General features: G+C 71.2%; 18 protein-coding genes. 15 read left to right on the top strand and 3 right to left on the bottom strand.

Translation table 11 applies throughout. The annotated features are described in order from the left end of the window. The first annotated feature begins 14 nt into the window (after positions 1-14). Entirely contained in the window at positions 15-2,408 is a 2,394-nt protein-coding gene (locus ACMTAK_RS08785; RefSeq protein WP_413805668.1) for a phosphoketolase family protein, read from the top strand. A 19-nt stretch (positions 2,409-2,427) separates the two neighbouring features. Here the strand turns inward: ACMTAK_RS08785 and ACMTAK_RS08780 are convergent, their stop codons facing one another. Then, positions 2,428-3,699 (bottom strand): FAD-binding protein, encoded by a 1,272-nt coding sequence (locus tag ACMTAK_RS08780; protein ID WP_413805667.1) that lies wholly within the window; start codon positions 3,697-3,699, stop codon positions 2,428-2,430. Positions 3,700-3,926: 227 nt separating this feature from the next. Here ACMTAK_RS08780 and ACMTAK_RS08775 point away from each other — a divergent pair, with 227 nt between their 5' ends. The 14 genes from ACMTAK_RS08775 (at position 3,927) to ACMTAK_RS08710 (ending at position 14,243) form a co-directional block, all read left to right on the top strand. After that, the gene (locus ACMTAK_RS08775) at positions 3,927-4,769 is read left to right on the top strand and encodes an MIP/aquaporin family protein (protein WP_413805666.1); all 843 of its coding nucleotides are present in this window, start codon (positions 3,927-3,929) and stop codon (positions 4,767-4,769) included. Positions 4,770-4,805: 36 nt separating this feature from the next. Further along, a complete protein-coding gene (gene glpK / locus ACMTAK_RS08770; RefSeq protein ID WP_413805665.1) occupies positions 4,806-6,323 on the top strand; it encodes a glycerol kinase GlpK in 1,518 nt (505 codons plus the stop codon). Positions 6,324-6,510: 187 nt separating this feature from the next. Continuing rightward, entirely contained in the window at positions 6,511-7,656 is a 1,146-nt protein-coding gene (locus ACMTAK_RS08765; protein ID WP_413812831.1) for a glutathione-independent formaldehyde dehydrogenase, read from the top strand. Between the two features lie 143 nt (positions 7,657-7,799). After that, positions 7,800-8,300 (top strand): hypothetical protein, encoded by a 501-nt coding sequence (locus ACMTAK_RS08760; protein WP_413805664.1) that lies wholly within the window; start codon positions 7,800-7,802, stop codon positions 8,298-8,300. A 5-nt stretch (positions 8,301-8,305) separates the two neighbouring features. Continuing rightward, positions 8,306-9,328, top strand: coding sequence for an SRPBCC family protein (locus ACMTAK_RS08755; protein ID WP_413805663.1), 1,023 nt, complete (start codon positions 8,306-8,308; stop codon positions 9,326-9,328). 30 nt (positions 9,329-9,358) lie between these two features. Further along, positions 9,359-9,802 (top strand): gas vesicle protein GvpJ, encoded by a 444-nt coding sequence (gvpJ, locus tag ACMTAK_RS08750; protein WP_413805662.1) that lies wholly within the window; start codon positions 9,359-9,361, stop codon positions 9,800-9,802. Further along, positions 9,802-10,587, top strand: a complete 786-nt coding sequence (locus ACMTAK_RS08745; RefSeq protein WP_413805661.1) for a GvpL/GvpF family gas vesicle protein — start codon at positions 9,802-9,804, stop codon at positions 10,585-10,587. Before gvpJ ends, ACMTAK_RS08745 begins: the two co-directional genes overlap by 1 nt. 2 nt (positions 10,588-10,589) lie before the next feature. Beyond that, positions 10,590-10,841, top strand: coding sequence for a gas vesicle protein GvpG (locus tag ACMTAK_RS08740; RefSeq protein WP_413805660.1), 252 nt, complete (start codon positions 10,590-10,592; stop codon positions 10,839-10,841). A gap of 3 nt (positions 10,842-10,844) precedes the next feature. Continuing rightward, the gene (locus ACMTAK_RS08735; protein ID WP_413805659.1) at positions 10,845-11,318 is read left to right on the top strand and encodes a gas vesicle protein GvpO; all 474 of its coding nucleotides are present in this window, start codon (positions 10,845-10,847) and stop codon (positions 11,316-11,318) included. Continuing rightward, complete coding sequence (locus ACMTAK_RS08730; protein ID WP_413805658.1) at positions 11,315-11,707, top strand: gas vesicle protein; 393 nt, start codon at positions 11,315-11,317, stop codon at positions 11,705-11,707. Before ACMTAK_RS08735 ends, ACMTAK_RS08730 begins: the two co-directional genes overlap by 4 nt. After that, positions 11,704-12,513 (top strand): GvpL/GvpF family gas vesicle protein, encoded by an 810-nt coding sequence (locus ACMTAK_RS08725; RefSeq protein WP_413805657.1) that lies wholly within the window; start codon positions 11,704-11,706, stop codon positions 12,511-12,513. Before ACMTAK_RS08730 ends, ACMTAK_RS08725 begins: the two co-directional genes overlap by 4 nt. Beyond that, on the top strand, positions 12,510-12,734 hold the full coding sequence (locus ACMTAK_RS08720) for a gas vesicle protein (RefSeq protein ID WP_413805656.1): 225 nt from the start codon (positions 12,510-12,512) through the stop codon (positions 12,732-12,734). Before ACMTAK_RS08725 ends, ACMTAK_RS08720 begins: the two co-directional genes overlap by 4 nt. Further along, positions 12,724-13,029, top strand: a complete 306-nt coding sequence (locus ACMTAK_RS08715; RefSeq protein ID WP_413805655.1) for a gas vesicle protein K — start codon at positions 12,724-12,726, stop codon at positions 13,027-13,029. The genes ACMTAK_RS08720 and ACMTAK_RS08715 overlap by 11 nt, the downstream gene beginning before the upstream one ends. A gap of 122 nt (positions 13,030-13,151) precedes the next feature. After that, the gene (locus ACMTAK_RS08710) at positions 13,152-14,243 is read left to right on the top strand and encodes a DUF5937 family protein (protein ID WP_413805654.1); all 1,092 of its coding nucleotides are present in this window, start codon (positions 13,152-13,154) and stop codon (positions 14,241-14,243) included. A 21-nt stretch (positions 14,244-14,264) separates the two neighbouring features. Here the strand turns inward: ACMTAK_RS08710 and ACMTAK_RS08705 are convergent, their stop codons facing one another. Further along, positions 14,265-16,166 carry a CocE/NonD family hydrolase gene (locus ACMTAK_RS08705; protein ID WP_413805653.1) on the bottom strand — a complete coding sequence of 634 codons (1,902 nt, stop codon included), beginning with the start codon at positions 16,164-16,166 and terminating at the stop codon, positions 14,265-14,267. 8 nt (positions 16,167-16,174) lie between these two features. Next, entirely contained in the window at positions 16,175-17,119 is a 945-nt protein-coding gene (locus tag ACMTAK_RS08700; protein ID WP_413805652.1) for a transporter substrate-binding domain-containing protein, read from the bottom strand. Positions 17,120-17,141 lie beyond the last annotated feature (22 nt).

Here is a 17,141-nt window from a genome sequence, read left to right as displayed (position 1 = left end):
CGAGGGAGAGGTCCATGCCAGACGCACCGACCACGACGGGCTCGCCGGGCGGCGGGCTCGCCGACGACCGGATCCGCGCCCTGGACGCCCACTGGCGCGCCGCCAACTACCTCGCGGCGGGCCAGATCTATCTGCTGGCCAACCCGCTGCTGACCGAGCCGCTGCGCCCGGACCACATCAAGCCCCGGCTGCTGGGCCACTGGGGCACCTCACCCGGACTCAACCTCGTGCACACCCACCTCAACCGCGTCATCAAGGACCGCGACCTGGACGCCATCTGCGTCTGGGGCCCCGGCCACGGCGGCCCCGCGGTGCTCGCCGGCTCCTGGCTGGACGGCAGCTACTCCGAGGTCTACCCGGACGTCAGCCGGGACGCGGCGGGCATGGCCCGGCTCTTCCGGCAGTTCTCCTTCCCCGGCGGGGTGCCCAGCCATGTGGCGCCCGAGACCCCCGGCTCGATCCACGAGGGCGGTGAGCTCGGTTACTCCCTCGCCCACGCCTACGGGGCAGCGCTGGACAACCCCGGGCTGCTGGTCGCCTGCGTCATCGGCGACGGCGAGGCCGAGACCGGTCCGCTGGCCGGCTCCTGGCACGCCAACAAGTTCCTGGACCCGGTCCACGACGGCGCCGTGCTGCCGATCCTCCACCTCAACGGATACAAGATCGCCAACCCCACGGTGCTCGCCCGGCTGCCCGAGCCCGAACTCGACGACCTGCTGCGGGGGTACGGCCACGAGCCGATCCACGTCGCCGGGGACGAACCGCTTCAGGTGCACCGGTCCATGGCGCACGCCCTGGACGAGGCGCTGGACCGGATCGCCCTGCTCCAGCGCACCGCCCGCGAGGAGGGCATTGCCGAGCGGCCGCGCTGGCCCGTCATCGTGCTCCGTACACCCAAGGGCTGGACCGGTCCCGAGGAGGTCGACGGGGTCCCGGTGGAGGGCACCTGGCGGGCCCACCAGGTCCCCCTGCCGGGCGTCCGGGAGAACCCGGAGCATCTGCGGCAGCTGGAGCGCTGGCTGCGTTCGTACCGCCCCGAGGAGCTCTTCGACGCCGACGGACGGCCCCGGCCGGACCTCCTGGCCGAGGTCCCGGAGGGCGATCGCCGCCTGGGCGCCAATCCGCACGCCAACGGCGGGCTGCTGCTGCGCTCGCTGCCCGTGCCCGACCTGGAGCGGTACGCGGTCCCCGTGGACAAGCCCGGCGCGACCCTGCACGAGCCGACCCGGGTCCTCGGCGGGCTGCTGGAGAAGGTCATGGAGGACACGGCCGACCGCCGCGACTTCAGGGTGGTCGGCCCCGACGAGACCGCCTCCAACCGGCTGGAGGCCCTCTACCGCGCCACCGGCAAGGCGTGGCAGGAGTCCATCCTGCCCACCGATGAGCACCTCGGCCGCGGCGGCCGGGTCATGGAGATTCTCTCCGAGCACCTCTGTCAGGGCTGGCTGGAGGGCTATCTGCTGACCGGGCGGCACGGTCTCTTCTCCTGCTACGAGGCGTTCGTGCACATCGTGGACTCCATGGTCAACCAGCACATCAAATGGCTGAAGGTGTCCCGCTCACTGCCCTGGCGGCGCCCGGTGGCCTCCCTCAACTACCTGCTGACCTCCCATGTCTGGCGCCAGGACCACAACGGCTTCTCGCACCAGGACCCCGGCTTCGTCGACCATGTGCTCAACAAGAGCCCGGAGGTGGTGCGCGTCTATCTGCCGCCGGACGCCAACACCCTGCTCAGCGTGGCCGACCACGTCCTGCGCAGCCGCGACTACGTGAACGTGGTCGTCGCGGGCAAACAGCCCTGCTTCGACTGGCTCGATCTCGACCAGGCGCGCGCCCACTGCGCCCGCGGCGCCGGGACCTGGGACTGGGCCGGTACCGAGAACGGCGCGGGGGAGCCGGACGTGGTGCTGGCCGCCGCGGGCGATGTGCCCACCCAGGAGGTCATCGCGGCCGCCGGGATCCTCCGCCGCCATCTGCCCGATGTGGCCGTGCGAGTGGTCAACGTCGTCGACATGACCCGGCTGCTGCCGAAGGAGGAGCATCCGCACGGGATGACGGACCACGAGTTCGACGCCCTGTTCACCCGCGACCGGCCGGTCATCTTCGCCTATCACGGCTATCCGTGGCTGGTGCACCGGCTGTCCTACCGCCGTGCCGTCCACCCCAACCTCCATGTGCGCGGCTACAAGGAGATGGGCACCACCACCACGCCGTTCGACATGGTGGTCCGCAACGACCTGGACCGCTACCGGCTGGTGATGGACGTCATCGACCGGACCCCCGGGCTCGCGGTGCGCGCCACGGCCGTACGGCAGCGGATGCAGGACGCCCGCACCCGCCACCAGGCCTGGATCCGTGAGCACGGCACCGATATGCCCGAGGTCGCCGAATGGTCCTGGACCGGCTGAACACCGGCCGGTGCCGCTCTCACCCGGTGGGGAAGTAGCCCTCCAGATAGGCGTTGCGGAACTTCCCCGCCGGGTCGTGTTCGGCCAGCAGCCGCGCGAAGTCGGCGGCCCGGTCGTACGAGGAGAGGATCCGCTCCGGCGCGGCCGTCGTCAGCTTGCCCCAGTGCGGCCGCGCCCCCAACGGCAGCAGCGCCTCCTCCATGGCGGCCACCACCTCGATCACCGCGTCGTGATCGGGGACCCAGGTGAAGTGGAAGGCCACGCTGTCCCGGCCGTACGCGGGGCTCAGCCACAGCTCGTCCGCCGCGACCGTACGGACCTCGGACACCTGCACCACGGGCGCGATCCGGTCACCGAGGCCGCGCAGCGCGGCGAACGCCGCCGAGGCCGCCTCGCGCGGCAGCAGCAGCTCCGACTGCAGCTCATCGCCGTTGCTCGGGGTGAAGTCCGGGCGGAAGTGCGGCAGCCGCTCATGCCACGGCCCCGGCGCGCCCAGCTGCTCGGTGCAGTGCAGCGGTGGCATCGCGGGCACCGGGTGGTGGTGGCGGTTGGCCGGGCGGGCCCCCAGCCACGGCTGCCCGGGGTCGGGGGGACCGGGCAGATCGGTGCGGCACTTCAGCCACACCATGCCCTCGCCCGAGCGCCAGTCGGTGAAGACGCTGACGCTGTAGGCGGCGCCGAAGATCTCCTCGAAGCTGTCGTCCAGCCGGTCCAGCGGCAGCCCGGTCCACACCCACTGGGCCACGTCGAAGGTGGGCTCGATGTCCAGCGCCATGGCGGTGACCACGCCCAGCCCGCCGAGCCCGACCACGGCCCCGTTCAGCCGGTCCGGGTCCTCGTCCCGGCCGATTCGGGTCACCTCGCCGTCGGGGCCGACGATCTCCAGCCCCGCGACCGCCGCCGCCAGACAGCGCTGGTCGCTCCCCGAGCCATGGGTGGCGGTGGTACAGGCCCCCGCGACCGTGATGTGCGGCAGCGAGGCGAGGTTGGCCAGCGCGAACCCCTCCGCGTGCAGGGCCTGGGCCACATGGGCGTAGCGCATGCCCGCCGCGATGGTCGCGGTGCCCTTCCCGGGGTCTATCTCCATCCGGTGCGGCAGCCGGTCCAGGTTCACCAGATCGCCCTCGGTGTCGGCGATGCGGTTGAAGGAGTGGCCCGTGCCCAGGACTCGTACCCGGTCGGCGGAGCCGACGATCCGCCGCAGCTCGTCGACGCTGTCCGGGTGGTGCAGCCGGGCGGCGGAGAAGGTGATGTTCCCGGCCCAGTTCGTCGGGGCTTGGGTGATCGGCATCCGTGTCGTCCTGTTTCGGCTGGAGGGCGGTGGGTGAGGGGGAGCGATGGGTGAGGGGAGGGCGATGGGTGATGTTGTCAGCACCTTCGTACAGGTCCGCACCCTGATCCGTACAGACCCGGTTTCGCCGTCCATGACCCCGGTCCATGACTCGTCCATGACCCCTCCATGACCCGGACGGCCCAGCAGGACGGGCCGCCATGCCGAAGCGCCCCGACGATGGGCCCATGACTGCCCCGAAACCACAACGCCCGAGGTCAGTACTGCTCGGCGAGCTCTGCGCGGAGTTCGCGGGCACGATGGTGCTGATCCTCTTCGGCTGCGGTGTGGTGGCGCAGGTCGTGGCGGGCGGCGACCTCACCAAGCCCCGGGGCGCACTCGGCGATCACGACTCCATCGCCTGGGCCTGGGGGCTGGGCGTCACCCTGGGTGTGTATGTGGCGGCGCGGCTCAGCGGGGCCCATATCAACCCGGCGGTCACCCTCTCCCTGGCGGCCTTCAAGGGCTTCCCCTGGAGCAAGGTCCTGCCCTACACCGTGGCCCAGACGGTCGGCGCGTTCGTCGGAGCTCTGCTGGTGCGCTGGAACTACACCGAGGCGCTGGGCCACGCCGACCCGGGGCACACCTTCAAGACCCAGTTCGTCTTCTCCACCCTCCCCGGCAACGGAGCCCTTCCGGTCAGCGAGTGGGGCGCGCTGCGCGACCAGATCATCGGCACCGCGATCCTGGTGCTGCTCATCTTCGCCGTCACCGATGTGCTGAACTCGGCCCCGAAGGCCAATCTGGGACCCTTCGTCATCGGGCTGATCGTGGTCGCGATCGGCATGGCGTGGGGGGCCGACGCGGGGTACGCCATCAACCCGGCCCGTGACTTCGGCCCCCGGCTGGCCAGCTATCTCACCGGATACCGCAGCGCGTGGCGGGACCAGTACGGGGATCTGTACTTCTGGGTGCCGATCGTGGGCCCGCTGATCGGCGGGCTCGTCGGCGCCGCCCTCTACAAGGTCCTGATCAGCCGCTTCCTCCCGACGGCCGAAACGGAGGTGGGCCGCACGCCGACCCCCGAGTAGCCGATCCGGGCGACCCCACCCACGAGAGGCGGCAGCATGCCGGAATTCATCGGTGCGGTGGACCAGGGAACCACCAGCACCCGTTTCATGATCTTCGACCACGACGGTGACGAGGTGGCGCGGTACCAGCTGGAGCACCGCCAGATCCTGCCGCGTGCGGGGTGGGTCGAGCACGACCCGGTGGAGATCTACGAGCGCACCAACTCGGTGATGCAGAACGCCCTCCGCGCGGGCGGGCTGTCCCCCGCTGACCTGGCCGCGATCGGCATCACCAATCAGCGCGAGACCACGGTGATCTGGGATCCGCGCAACGGCCGCCCGTACTACAACGCCATCGTCTGGCAGGACACCCGCACCGACACCATCGCGGCCGCCCTCGAACGGAACGGCCAGGGCGAGGTGATCCGCCGCAAGGCGGGGCTGCGGCCCGCCACCTACTTCTCCGGCGGCAAGATCAAGTGGATTCTGGACAACGTCGAGGGCGTCCGCGAGGCCGCGGAGGCCGGTCACGCCCTCTTCGGCAACACCGACGCCTGGGTGCTGTGGAACCTCACCGGCGGCCCCGGTGCCGGCATCCACGCCACCGATGTCACCAACGCCAGCCGCACCATGCTGATGGACCTGGAAACGCTGGACTGGGACGACGAACTGCTGGAGATCTTCGGCATCCCGCGGGCCATGCTGCCGACGATCAACCCCTCCTCCCACCTGGAGGCGTACGGCCAGGCCCGCACGTCCCGCCCGCTGCGCACCGCCACCCCCATCACCGGCGTCCTCGGCGACCAGCAGGCGGCCACGGTCGGCCAGGTCTGCTTCGCCCCCGGCGAGGCCAAGAACACCTATGGCACCGGCAACTTCCTGCTGCTCAACACCGGAGCGGAGCTGATCCGCTCGGCCAGCGGGCTGCTCACCACCGTGGCGTACCAGTTCGGCGACAGCCCTCCGGTCTACGCCCTGGAGGGCTCGATCGCCGTCACCGGCTCGGCCGTCCAGTGGCTGCGCGACCAGATGAAGATGATCGACGACGCCCCGGGCAGCGAGCGGCTCGCCCTCACCGTCGAGGACAACGGCGGGGTGTACTTCGTGCCCGCCTTCTCCGGACTCTTCGCCCCGTACTGGCGCTCCGACGCCCGCGGCGCGATCGTCGGCCTCACCCGTTTCAACACGAACGGTCACATCGCCCGCGCCACCCTGGAGGCCATCTGCTACCAGAGCCGGGACGTGGTCGAGGCCATGGAGCGGGACGCCGACATCCACCTGGACGTCCTGCGGGTGGACGGCGGGGTCACCGACAACGAACTGTGCATGCAGATCCAGGCCGATGTGCTGGGCGTACCGGTCAGCCGCCCGGTCATCGCCGAGACCACGGCCCTGGGCGCCGCCTACGCCGCGGGGCTGGCCACGGGGTTCTGGCGGGACACCGATGAGCTGCGCTCCCACTGGAGCGAGTCCAGGCGGTGGGAGCCCCAGTGGGACGAGAGGACCAGGAAGGAGGGGTACACGGGCTGGAAGAAGGCCGTCCAGCGCACCCTGGACTGGGTCACGGTCGAGTAGGCCCGGCGGGGCCCGGGGCGAAACGACCGCGCCGGACCCGGGGCGAAACGACCGCGTCGGACCCGGTTGCGCCGGGCGTCCCGTGGCGGTTCGCTGGAAGTACCCGGTGGTGGCCGAGTCACCCTGGGACGCGCGCCGTGTCCGCCACCACCGCCGCTTGTCAGCGATCGACGCGGAGGTGATCCAGATGAAAGCCGTCGTCTATGAGAAGCCCTACTCGGTGGCGGTGAGGGACGTCGACGATCCTCGGATCGAGCATCCGAACGATGTGCTCGTCCGCGTCACCTCCAGCGCGATCTGCGGCTCCGATCTGCATATGTACGAGGGCCGGACGGCGGCCGAGCCCGGCATCGTCTTCGGGCACGAGAACCTCGGCGTGGTCGAGGAGACCGGGTCCGGCGTCGTCTCGCTGTCCAAGGGCGACCGCGTGGTCATGCCGTTCAACGTGGCCTGCGGATTCTGCAAGAACTGCCTCGCGGGCGACACCGGCTTCTGCCTCACCGTCAACCCCGGCTTCGCGGGCGGCGCCTACGGCTATGTGGCGATGGGCCCGTACAAGGGCGGCCAGGCCGATCGGCTGCGGGTGCCCTTCGCCGACTTCAACTGCCTGAAGCTGCCCCAGGGCGATGAACTCGAGACCGACTTCATCCTGCTCGCCGACATCTTCCCGACCGGCTACCACGGCTGTGAGCTGGCCCAGGTCTCCCCGGGCGAGAGCGTGGCCGTCTACGGCGCGGGCCCGGTGGGACTGATGGCCGCCTACTCCGCGCTGCTGCGCGGCGCCGCCACGGTGTTCGTGGTCGACCGGGTCCCCGAGCGGCTGGAGAAGGCCAGGGAGATCGGCGCCGTCCCCATCGACTTCAGCGAGGGCGACCCGGTGCCGCAGATCATGGACCGTACCGGTGGCGAGGGCACCGACAAGGGCATCGACGCGGTGGGCTACCAGGCCCAGGCGCACGACGCCAGCCATGAGGAGCCCGCATCGGTGCTCAACTCGCTGGTCGACACGGTGCGGCCGACCGGGCGGCTCGGCGTGCCGGGGCTGTACGTCCCGTCCGACCCCGGCGGCCCCGATGAGCACGCCAAACGCGGTCAGCTGCTGGTCTCCATCGGCCGGATGTTCGAGAAGGGCCAGCGCATGGGCACGGGCCAGTGCAACGTCAAGCGCTACAACCGCCAGCTGCGCGACCTGATCATCGCCGGGCGCGCCCGGCCCAGCTTCGTGGTCTCCCATGAACTGCCGCTGGACCAGGCCCCGCAGGCGTACGAGAAGTTCGACAAGCGGGTCGAGGGCTACACCAAAGTGGTGCTGCATCCGGCGCTCGCCGCCTGACGGGCCCTCGGCGCCGTGACCTCGCTCGGCGATCCCGTACGGCCGCATGTGTCCTAAAAGTCACTGAAAAGGGCGATATGCACCATACTTGATTCTGTGCACCCGAACGGCTGTCTCGTTCAGCTCCGGGAGGAGGAGCGATCATGAAGAACTCCCGGGTGGCACTGGCCTTCGCCAGTGGCTATCTCTTCGGACGCGGCCACCGGGGGACCTTGGTCCTCGGCCTCGCCAGTCTCGCCGCGGGCAAGCGCCTCAGCTCCGGTATCAGCCCACCGAGCGCCCAGCAGCTGAAGTCCTCCGAGCTCGGCAAGCTCGGCCAGGACATCGGCAGCCGGCTGGTCTCCGCGGGCCGGGATGCGGCCATGTCGGCGGCCAGTAACCGCATGGACGCCCTGAGCGACCGGCTGGAGCGGCGCGCCGCGACCCTGCGCACCGGTGGTGCGGGGGACCGGGAGCCGGAGGCCGGGGAGCACGAGGAGCCGGCGGAGCACGACGACGAGCGCGAGGAGCGCGGGAGCGCCGCACGGTCCCGCGAGGCCGGGCAGCGCGAGCGCGCCGGCGGACAGCGCAAACCGACCGACCGTCCGGCGCAGACCAGGAAGCGGACCGGATCCGAAGGGCCCGCGCGGCGAAGCCAGAGGTGAGGGCCATGGCTGAGGAAACCAAGGGGCGGGCCGGAGAGTTCGCCCGGGATCTGCCCACCGACCGTCTGATGAAGGAGGCGCAGGGCCTGCTGGCGGCGCTGGGCGAACGGGCCCTGGAATCGGTCACCCACCTGGGCAACCCCGGCACGGGCGCGCTGAAGGGTGGCCTGGAGCAGGTGAGGGACAAGGTCGTCGACACGGCCAAGGAGCAGATGAAGGACCAGGTCAAGGGGAAGGTCAAGGAGAAGGTCGTCGACAAGGCCAAGAGCATCATCCCGGGCCTCGGCGGCGATGGCGGCGGCAAGGGCGGCAAGAAGCTCAAGGTCACCAACATCGTGGAGCAGATGGACGTCGGCGCGCCCCTCTCCCTCACCTACAACCTCTGGACGGAGTGGGAGAACTTCCCCTCGTACATGAAGAAGGTCGAGGACGTCCAGAACGAGGCAGAGGAGGACCGCGAGGACGAGGCCGGGACGGAGTCCGAGTGGAAGGCCCAGGTCTTCTGGTCGCACCGCAAGTGGCGCGCCGAGGTCATCGAGCAGGTGCCGGACAAGCGCATCATCTGGAAGTCGCGGGCCGACAAGGGCCATGTGGACGGCACGATCACCTTCCACGAGCTGGCCCCCGACCTCACCCGCATCCTGTTCGTCCTGGAGTACTGGCCGCAGGGCTTCATGGAGCGCACCGGCAATCTCTGGCGCGCCCAGGGCCGCCGGGTGCGCCTGGAGATGAAGCACTTCCGCCGCCACCTCATGCGCGAGGTGCTGCTCGACCCCGACGAGGTCGTGGGCTGGCGCGGTGTGGTGCGCGACGGCGAGATCGTGGAGGACGACGAGCGAGAGGGGCGGGAGGAGGCCGAGGAGGAAGAGCCCGAGGAGGAAGAGCCCGAGGAGCGCGAGGAGGACGACGAGCGCCACGACGAATACGAGGACGAGGAGCCCGAGGAGTACGAGGCCGAAGAGCCCCGTGACGAATACGAAGAGGAGTACGAGGACGAGGAGCCCGCACGGCGCCGCGTGCGCCGCTGACGGACCCCGCCCCCGGAACGGGTGAGCGCGGTGACCGTAGCACGGCAGCAGCAGAGTCAGTATCTGGACCGGGCGAGTTCCAGCGCCCTGGTCGACGTGGTCGACCTCATCCTGGACAAGGGCCTGGTCATCGACGTGTATGTGCGGGTGTCCCTGGTGGGCATCGAGATCCTGACCATCGACGCCCGTATCGTCGTCGCCAGCGTGGACACGTATCTGCGGTTCGCGGAGGCGACCAACCGACTCGACATCGCCCGCAGCGGCACCGAAACCCATGGTCTGCCCGGCCTCATGGACGAGATCCAGGAGAGCGGCGGCAAGAAGAAGACCAAGGGCGCCCTGGAGGGCGTCAAGGAATCGGTCTCGGATCTGCTGCGGGACGATGACGACGAGGACCGGGAACCCGAGGCCGAGGCGCGGGAGCGGCCCCGGCGCACCAGGGGTTCCCCCAGCCACAGGGAGCGCGAGCGGTGATGGCCGGGGACGAACGTGCCTGCTACGTGTACGGGGTCGTCGCGGACGACCGGCCCGATGAGTCGGTGAAGGATTTGCCCGCCGTCGGGGACCCGGAGGCCCCGGTGACCCTGGTCCGCCAGGGCGGCCAGGCCGCGGTGGTCAGCGAGGTGCCCGTCGACAAACCGCTGGGCACCCCCGAGGATCTGCGCACCCACGCCAGGGTGCTGGACCACTTGGCCGCGCAGGGCTCACCGGTGCTGCCGTTCCGCTTCGGCACCGTGGTGCGCGACACCGCGGCGGTGGCGGACGAACTGCTGGCCGAGGGGCACGACGACTTCGCCCGCGGCCTCGACCGGCTCCGCGGCCTGACGCAGCTCACCGTCCGGGCCCGCTATGAGCAGGACGCCGTGCTGCGCGAGGTGGTGACCGAACAGCCGGAGGCCAGACGGCTCCGCGACGAGCTGCGGGGGCTGCCCGAGGACGCGGGCTACGAGCAGCGGATCGAGCTCGGTCAGCTCGTCATGGACAGCATCGCCGCGAAGCGGAGCGTGGACGCGCTGGAACTCGACCGGCGACTGGCGCCGTACGCGCTGAGCTCGGTGTCGGAGGAGCCGGCGTCCCCCGAAGGGCTGGTCAACGCCTCGTTCCTGGTGGAGGACGCGAAGCGGCAGGCGTTCGAGGAGGCGGCCGAGGAGCTCGCCGCGCACTGGCACGGCCGGGTCCGGATGCGGCTGCTCGGCCCGTTGGCGCCGTACGACTTCGTGGCCGACGCGACGCTCGAAGGAAAGGAAGGCGACGAGTAGCCATGGGACTGTTCACCGGCCTGGCCACGTTGCCGCTGGCCCCGGTGCGGGGCGTCGTCTGGATCGCCGAGCGCATCCATGACGAGGCCGATCGGCAGCTGTACGACCCCGGGGTGATCAAGCAGCGGCTGGAGGAGGTCGCGGAGGCCCGGGAGAGTGGGGAGCTCACCGAGGAGGAGGCGGCCCGGGAGGAGGACGAGTTGGTGCGCAGGCTGATGTCCCAGGGGCCGCCCGGCGGGGGCCTGGAGGTATGAGCCGTGCCCCGCGAACGGCCCCGCGAGGAACGCCACCACGAGGAGAGGCCACGCCGCCGGGCCCGTGAGGAGCGGCCCCGCGAGGAGCGCGACCGGCGCGAGCCCGAGCCCGAGCGGGACCGGCGCGGAGACGAGCCGGAACGCGACCGGCGCGGACACGAGCCGGAACGGGACCGGCCCGAGCCCGAGCGGGAGCGCCCCCGCCCACGGCCTCCCGCCCTCGTGGCCCGCGACGCCGCGCGCAGCGCCGCCCGCCATGTGCGGGGGCTGACCGGGCGGGCCCCGGAGGGCGTCACCTCGCTGGAGCGCACGGAGGACGGCTGGACCATCGGCATCGAGGTCGTCGAGACCCACCGGATCCCGGACTCCACCGACCTCCTCGCCGAGTACCAGGTCGAGCTGGACGACCGCGGCGAACTCGTCTCCTACCGCCGCACCGAGCGCTACTACCGGGGCAGGGCGGAGAACCGGACATGAACCAGAGCTCCGACTGGAACCCCCCGGTCCGGCGCACCGGCGCCGCGCGCGAACCCGCCCGCGGGGGCGCCGAGCCGTCCAGCCTGGCCGACATCCTGGAGCGGGTGCTCGACAAGGGCATCGTCATCGCGGGCGACATCCAGATCAATCTGCTGGACATCGAACTGCTGACGATCAAGATCCGGCTGCTGGTCGCCTCCGTGGACCGGGCCAAGGAGATGGGCATCGACTGGTGGGAGCACGACCCCTCGCTGTCCTCCGGCGCCCGCGACGTCCTGGAGGAGAACGAGCGGCTGCGGCGGCGCGTCGGCGAGCTGGAGGACGGCCGCGGCGCGCGCCGGGAGGACGGCCACGAGGACCACGGCGTGGAGCGGGAGGACGAACGGTGAACGGTTCCCTCGCCACCTGGCTGTACGCGGTGACGGCCGCCCCGGAGGAGGGCACCCCGCCGCGGGAGCTCACCGGTGTGGCGGACGAGCCGGTGCGCCTGGTGGAGAGCGCGGGGCTGGCCGCCGTCGTGGGCTCCGTACCGCTGGCGGACTTCGGCGAGGACGCGCTGCGCGACCATCTGGAGGATCTGGAGTGGCTGGAGCGCACCGCCCGCGCCCACCACCGGGTGATCAACGGCGCGGCCCGCCACGGCCAGGTCATCCCGCTGCGCTTCGCCACGCTCTACCACGACGACGACCGGGTCCGGGCGATGCTCCAGGAGCGCCGGGACGACTTCACGGCCACGCTGCGACGGGTGGCGGACCGCACCGAGTGGGGCGTCAAGGCGTATGTCGACCCCAGGTCCTTCCTGCCCGACCCGGACGAGCCCACCGACGGCGAGGAGAGCCCCGGGACCGCGTATCTGCTGCGGCGGCGGGCCCAGCGGCAGGACCAGGAGACCGCGCATCTGCGCGCGACCGAGCGGGCGGAGGAGGTCCATGCCTCGCTCGCCGCGCTGGCGGTGGCCACGGCCGCCCATCCACCGCAGGACACCGCGCTGGCCGCGTACGAGGGGTGGATGGTGCTGAACAACTCCTATCTGGTGCCCGACGCCCTCGGTGAGGAGTTCACCGCCCTGGTGAGCGACCTGGGGGAGCGCTACCCCGCCGTCACCCTGGAGGTCAGCGGCCCCTGGCCGCCGTACTCCTTCACCGCTCCGCCGAAACGGGTGGAAGAGGCCCACTCGGAGGAGACGCCGTCGTGACCCGGGCGATCGAGCGGCGGGAGGTGGCCCTGGTCGACCTGCTCGACCGGGTGCTCGCCGGAGGCGTGGTGATCGCGGGGGAGATCACCCTGAGCATCGCCGACATCGACCTGGTGCGGATCTCGCTGCGCGCCCTGATCGCCTCCGTACGGGTGGAGAACGAGGAGGGGCGGGAGGGGGATCGTCATGATCGCCACGAAGGGGACCGCGATGACGGATGACCGCGCTCCCCGGCGGCCCGGCCGGCGGATCGAGGTGGACGAGGAGTCGGTCCGCAGGAGCCTCGCCGGTCTGGTGCTCACCATCGTCGAACTGCTGCGGCAGCTCATGGAGCGGCAGGCGCTGCGCCGCGTCGAGCAGGGCGGCATCAGCGATGAGCAGATCGAGGAGCTGGGGCTGACACTGATGGCCCTGGAACGGAACATGACCGAGCTGCGGGAACACTTCGGGCTGACCGAGGACGACCTCAACCTGGACCTGGGCCCGCTGGGCCCCCTGCTGCCCCGGGACCGCTGACCGGCCCCCAAACCCCCGGCCGGACCCGTTCCAGCCCCCCGCCCAGCCTCTGACCAGGCAGTCCGGTGCCGATTCGCGAGACACCCGGACCGGTTCCCGCAGCCGCCGAGTAATGTGCGGGTGTGGGGATCACGCTCAACCTCCAGCGCGCCCGGCCGGCCGACGTGCACGTCGGCCGGTCATCGCTGGCCGAGCTCATGTCGGTGCTGCACATCATGGCCGAGCCCGACCACCACCCCGAGGCCCAGCGCTGGACGCGCCGGCTCGGGACGGCGCTCGCCCCCTCCCTCGCCCATGAGATGAGCGCACTGTCCCCGCTGTGGGCCCGGCTCCGCTGCCGGCTGCTGTTCCCGCTGGAGCTCCCGCTGGACCAGCCCTTCGAGGACGAGCTGCGCCATCTGGAGAAGCTGCCGCTCGAGGAGTTCGTGGGCCTGTGCTCCCAGGGGGTGCTCGGCTTCCGCGAGGCCGTGCCCCCGGCCAGCAGCCTGCTCACCGACCCCGAGGCCGCCGAGGCTTATGTGGAGCAGTGCGAGCGGCGCTCCTTCCGGCGGGGCGAGCTGGCCCACGACCTGGTGGCCTCGCCCGAGGGGCTGCGCGACCGGCTCCTGTGCTTCCTGGACTCCTGCGCCGAGGCGTTCTTCGCCTCCGAGTGGCGCACGGTCCGCGACCGGCTGGAGTCGGCCGCCGCCCGGGTCCGTGCCGACATCAGGCGGCGCGGTCTGGCCGAGGTGCTGGCCGGGCTCAGCCCCACCGCGGTGGTCTCCCGGGGCGGCTCGCGGGTGCGCTACGACAAGCTGGCGGTCGCCGAGATCGAGATCGGCCCGCGCCCGCTCTTCCTGCTCCCCTCCGTCCATGTCTGGCCGCATCTGACCGTCAAGGACGAGGAGTGCCACCCCGTGGTGCTCCAGTTCGCCGCCCAGGAGGGCGGCACGGCCGATCAGCTGACCCAGGCCGAGCTGCGGGCCCGGATGTCCGCGCTGGCGTCCCTGGGCCGGATGGAGCTGTGCCGCCATCTGCTGGGCGAGCCCATCACCACCTCCGAACTGGCCCAGCGGCTGGGGCTCGCCGATACGCAGGTCTCCCGCACCCTGCGCCAGCTCAGGGACGCCGGGCTCATCGAGTCCGAGCGCGAGGGCAAGTACGTCTACCACCGGCTGGCCACCAGCACCCTGCTCCGGCTGGGGCAGGACGTGCTGACGACCATCATGCGGTGACGGCCGTACGCCGACCGCCCATCAGCCCGGCTGGGTCCACAGCAGCACCGCCGAGGGGTGGTCCGCGTCCATGTGGACGCGGTTGGTCGCCACCACCTTGCGGCGGCTCACCGCCTCCGGCACCCCCGTATTGGAGTTGACGTCGAACCGGGGGAAGTCGCTCGAGGAGATGTCCACCCGCAGCCGGTGCCCGGCCTCGAAGCGGTTGGCCGTGTCCGGCGCCGGGATCTCGATCTCGTAGACCTCGCCCGGCTCCAGCGGCTCCGGGCGCTCGAAGGACTTGTGGAAGCGGCAGCGGAAGATGCCCTCGGTGAGGTTCATCGCGAAGCCGTGCGGATAGTCCTCGTTCGGCGGATGCACATCGACCAGCTTCACGGTGAAGTCGGTGTCCGGCGCGGACGAGGAGATGAACAGCCGCGCGGTGACCGGCCCGGCCACCACCAGCGGCTCCTCCAGCGGCGGGGTGGCCAGCGAGATCACATCGGGCCGGGAGTTCAGCGGCAGATACGGCGGGCGGGCACCGTAGAACCGCTCGTCCGGCACCTGGTCGAAGGCGCCGCCGACCATCACCGGCTCACCCGAGGTGACCTGGCCGCCGAGCGTGGGCACCGGGTCGTTCGGGTCGAAGTCGTACTCCACCCAGGCCCGTGTCGCCGTCGGCCGCTCCCGGCTCAGCTCGCCCGAGGGGTGGCAGTAGTACGCGGTCTCCCGGGTTCCGGCCGGGGGCCACTGGGCGTCGGTGTGCCACCGGCCGCCGTGCCGCATCCGCCCGGCCTCGTCCCGCCGGCCGTCCCCGCCGCCCATCAGGAAGTACTGGACCCGCGGGATCGACTCCGGGTCGCCGCCCCCCAGCACCGCGTCGAACCACCGCTGCCGGAACGACAGATACGAGGCGTCCACATTGCCACTGAGGGTCGCGGCGGGCCCGAAGTCCACATCACCGGCGAAGGTGACACAGCGCAGCCCGTGTTTCCACGGCCCCATCACCAGATACGCCGGGGACCGCTTGAGCCGCCCCATGGCGGTGAAGTTCTCGATGGTGGAGCGGACATACGGGTCGTACCAGCTCGACATGTGCAGCGTCGGCACATCCGGGAAGCGGTCGTAGTGGCCGCGCCCGTAGATGGCCGGCTGGCGCCAGTACGCCCCGAAGGCGTCATGGCGCCACTGGTCCAGCAGATAGCGCTCGTAACTGTCCACCTGGCGCAGCGGTGAGACACCGGTCCGCCATGGCAGCACGGTGAACCAGTCGCGCAGATCCGTCCCCGCGAACGCCTTGCGCACCAGCGGGTCCCGCTCCGCCTCGGGGCTCTCCTCACCGTGCCGGAAGGCCCAGGTGATCTGCTTGAGCTCGAAGGCGCCGCCCATCCGCATCCCGGCCTCGTAGGCGCTGGCGAAGCCGCCGGAGTCCATGAACATCGCGGACAGCCCGGCGGGGGACTCGGCCGCGGCGGCCGTCTGGGCGTGGGCCGAGTAGGACACGCCCATCATGGCCACCCGGCCGTCGCACCAGGGCTGGGCGGCGATCCAGTCGATGGTGTCCGCCCCGTCCGGCCCCTCGCCGAGGTACTTCACGAAGGTGCCCTCGGAGTCCCCGCGGCCCCGGCAGTCCTGGCGCACCACGTGGTACCCGGCGCGGACGAAGAACGCCGAGGTCTCCTCGGGCGTGGGCACCGGCTCGTCGTGGCGGCTGCGGTCGGAGTCGCGCGTCTGCCGGCGGCCGTAGGGGGTCCGCTCCAGGATGACCGGGCGGGGCCCCGGCCGCTCCCGGTCGGTGAAGAGATCGGCGGCCAGGACGATCCCGTCCCGCATCGGGACGCGCAGGGTGCGTCGCCACACCCGCTCGCCCAGCGGGCGGGCGGGCTCCTCCCGGGCCGCCCGTCCTCTGTCGCCGGTCGTTTCGGTCTGACTGGTTCGTGCCATGGAAGATCTCACTGGGTCTGGGATTGCTTGGATCCGTTGAGGGCGATCTGGTCCCGGGTGACGGTGGACAGCGGCAGCCCCCACTGGCCGAAGAGCTTGGCGTAGGTGCCCGATTCGTACAGCTTCCGCAGCCCCTTGACGATCACCGGCGCGAGCCCGACGCCCTTCTTGGCCTGGATGCCGTAGATGGCCGTCGCGGCGGGCAGGTCCAGCATGTCCTTCAGCTCGAGCGTCTCGAAGCGGTCGTGCGAGTTCTGGCTCACCGAGGTGTTGGAGGCGCTGGGCGCGGCCACCGCCTCCACCCGCTTGCTCTGCAGCGCCAGCGAGGCGGCGGGCAGATCGGTGTAGAGCTTCACGTCCACCGGCGGCTTGCCCTTCGCGGCACACCGCTTGTTCTGCGCCGCGAGCACGTTCTGCGTTCCGGCGCCCTTCTCGACGCCGACCTTGTGGCCGCAGACATCGAGGCCGTTCTTGGGGCGGAAGGAGCCGTCCGCGAGCACCATCATCGTCACACTGCTCTGCGCGAAGTCGGCGAAGTCCACCTCCTTCTGGCGCTCGGTGAAGTCACCGGAGGGCGCGCTGAGGTCGATCCGGCCGGACTTCAGCCCCGGGATGACCGCGTCGAAGTTGGTCCGCTCCACCTTGATCTTTATGTCGAGCAACGAGGAGAGCTGCGCGGCCAGGTCGGGGACCAGCCCGGTGATCTTCCCGTCGGACTCGAAGGTGACATACGGCGCGTACTCGCTGACCCCCATGATCAGCGTCTTCTTGGTGTAGGCCTGGGGCACCTCGGCGGCCAGCGCGCTGTCCTTGGGCTCAGGGGCGAGCGTGACCGCCGGACGGCTCTTGCCGTCCTTGCCGTCCTCGGGGGTGTCGTCCACCGAACAGGCCGACAGGCCGAGGGTCAGACAGGCCAGCAGGGCGCATGCGGCGACATGGGGACGGTTGCGCATGGGTGCTCCATTCCGGGAGGTG

This window comes from Streptomyces lacaronensis, assembly GCF_047337785.1.
Lineage (GTDB): Bacteria > Actinomycetota > Actinomycetes > Streptomycetales > Streptomycetaceae > Streptomyces > Streptomyces lycopersici.
Note: the sequence above shows the minus strand (reverse complement) of the source record. Positions and strands in the feature narration are given on the sequence as shown.

What these genes read in the sequence shown, in the direction of transcription:
- ACMTAK_RS08785 (WP_413805668.1), top strand. Translation starts at nt 15, where the DNA reads ATGCCAGACGCACCGACCACGACGGGCTCGCCGGGCGGCGGGCTCGCC.
- ACMTAK_RS08780 (WP_413805667.1), bottom strand. Translation starts at nt 3,699, where the DNA reads ATGCCGATCACCCAAGCCCCGACGAACTGGGCCGGGAACATCACCTTC.
- ACMTAK_RS08775 (WP_413805666.1), top strand. Translation starts at nt 3,927, where the DNA reads ATGACTGCCCCGAAACCACAACGCCCGAGGTCAGTACTGCTCGGCGAG.
- glpK (WP_413805665.1), top strand. Translation starts at nt 4,806, where the DNA reads ATGCCGGAATTCATCGGTGCGGTGGACCAGGGAACCACCAGCACCCGT.
- ACMTAK_RS08765 (WP_413812831.1), top strand. Translation starts at nt 6,511, where the DNA reads ATGAAAGCCGTCGTCTATGAGAAGCCCTACTCGGTGGCGGTGAGGGAC.
- ACMTAK_RS08760 (WP_413805664.1), top strand. Translation starts at nt 7,800, where the DNA reads ATGAAGAACTCCCGGGTGGCACTGGCCTTCGCCAGTGGCTATCTCTTC.
- ACMTAK_RS08755 (WP_413805663.1), top strand. Translation starts at nt 8,306, where the DNA reads ATGGCTGAGGAAACCAAGGGGCGGGCCGGAGAGTTCGCCCGGGATCTG.
- ACMTAK_RS08745 (WP_413805661.1), top strand. Translation starts at nt 9,802, where the DNA reads ATGGCCGGGGACGAACGTGCCTGCTACGTGTACGGGGTCGTCGCGGAC.
- ACMTAK_RS08740 (WP_413805660.1), top strand. Translation starts at nt 10,590, where the DNA reads ATGGGACTGTTCACCGGCCTGGCCACGTTGCCGCTGGCCCCGGTGCGG.
- ACMTAK_RS08730 (WP_413805658.1), top strand. Translation starts at nt 11,315, where the DNA reads ATGAACCAGAGCTCCGACTGGAACCCCCCGGTCCGGCGCACCGGCGCC.
- ACMTAK_RS08715 (WP_413805655.1), top strand. Translation starts at nt 12,724, where the DNA reads ATGACGGATGACCGCGCTCCCCGGCGGCCCGGCCGGCGGATCGAGGTG.
- ACMTAK_RS08705 (WP_413805653.1), bottom strand. Translation starts at nt 16,166, where the DNA reads ATGGCACGAACCAGTCAGACCGAAACGACCGGCGACAGAGGACGGGCG.
- ACMTAK_RS08700 (WP_413805652.1), bottom strand. Translation starts at nt 17,119, where the DNA reads ATGCGCAACCGTCCCCATGTCGCCGCATGCGCCCTGCTGGCCTGTCTG.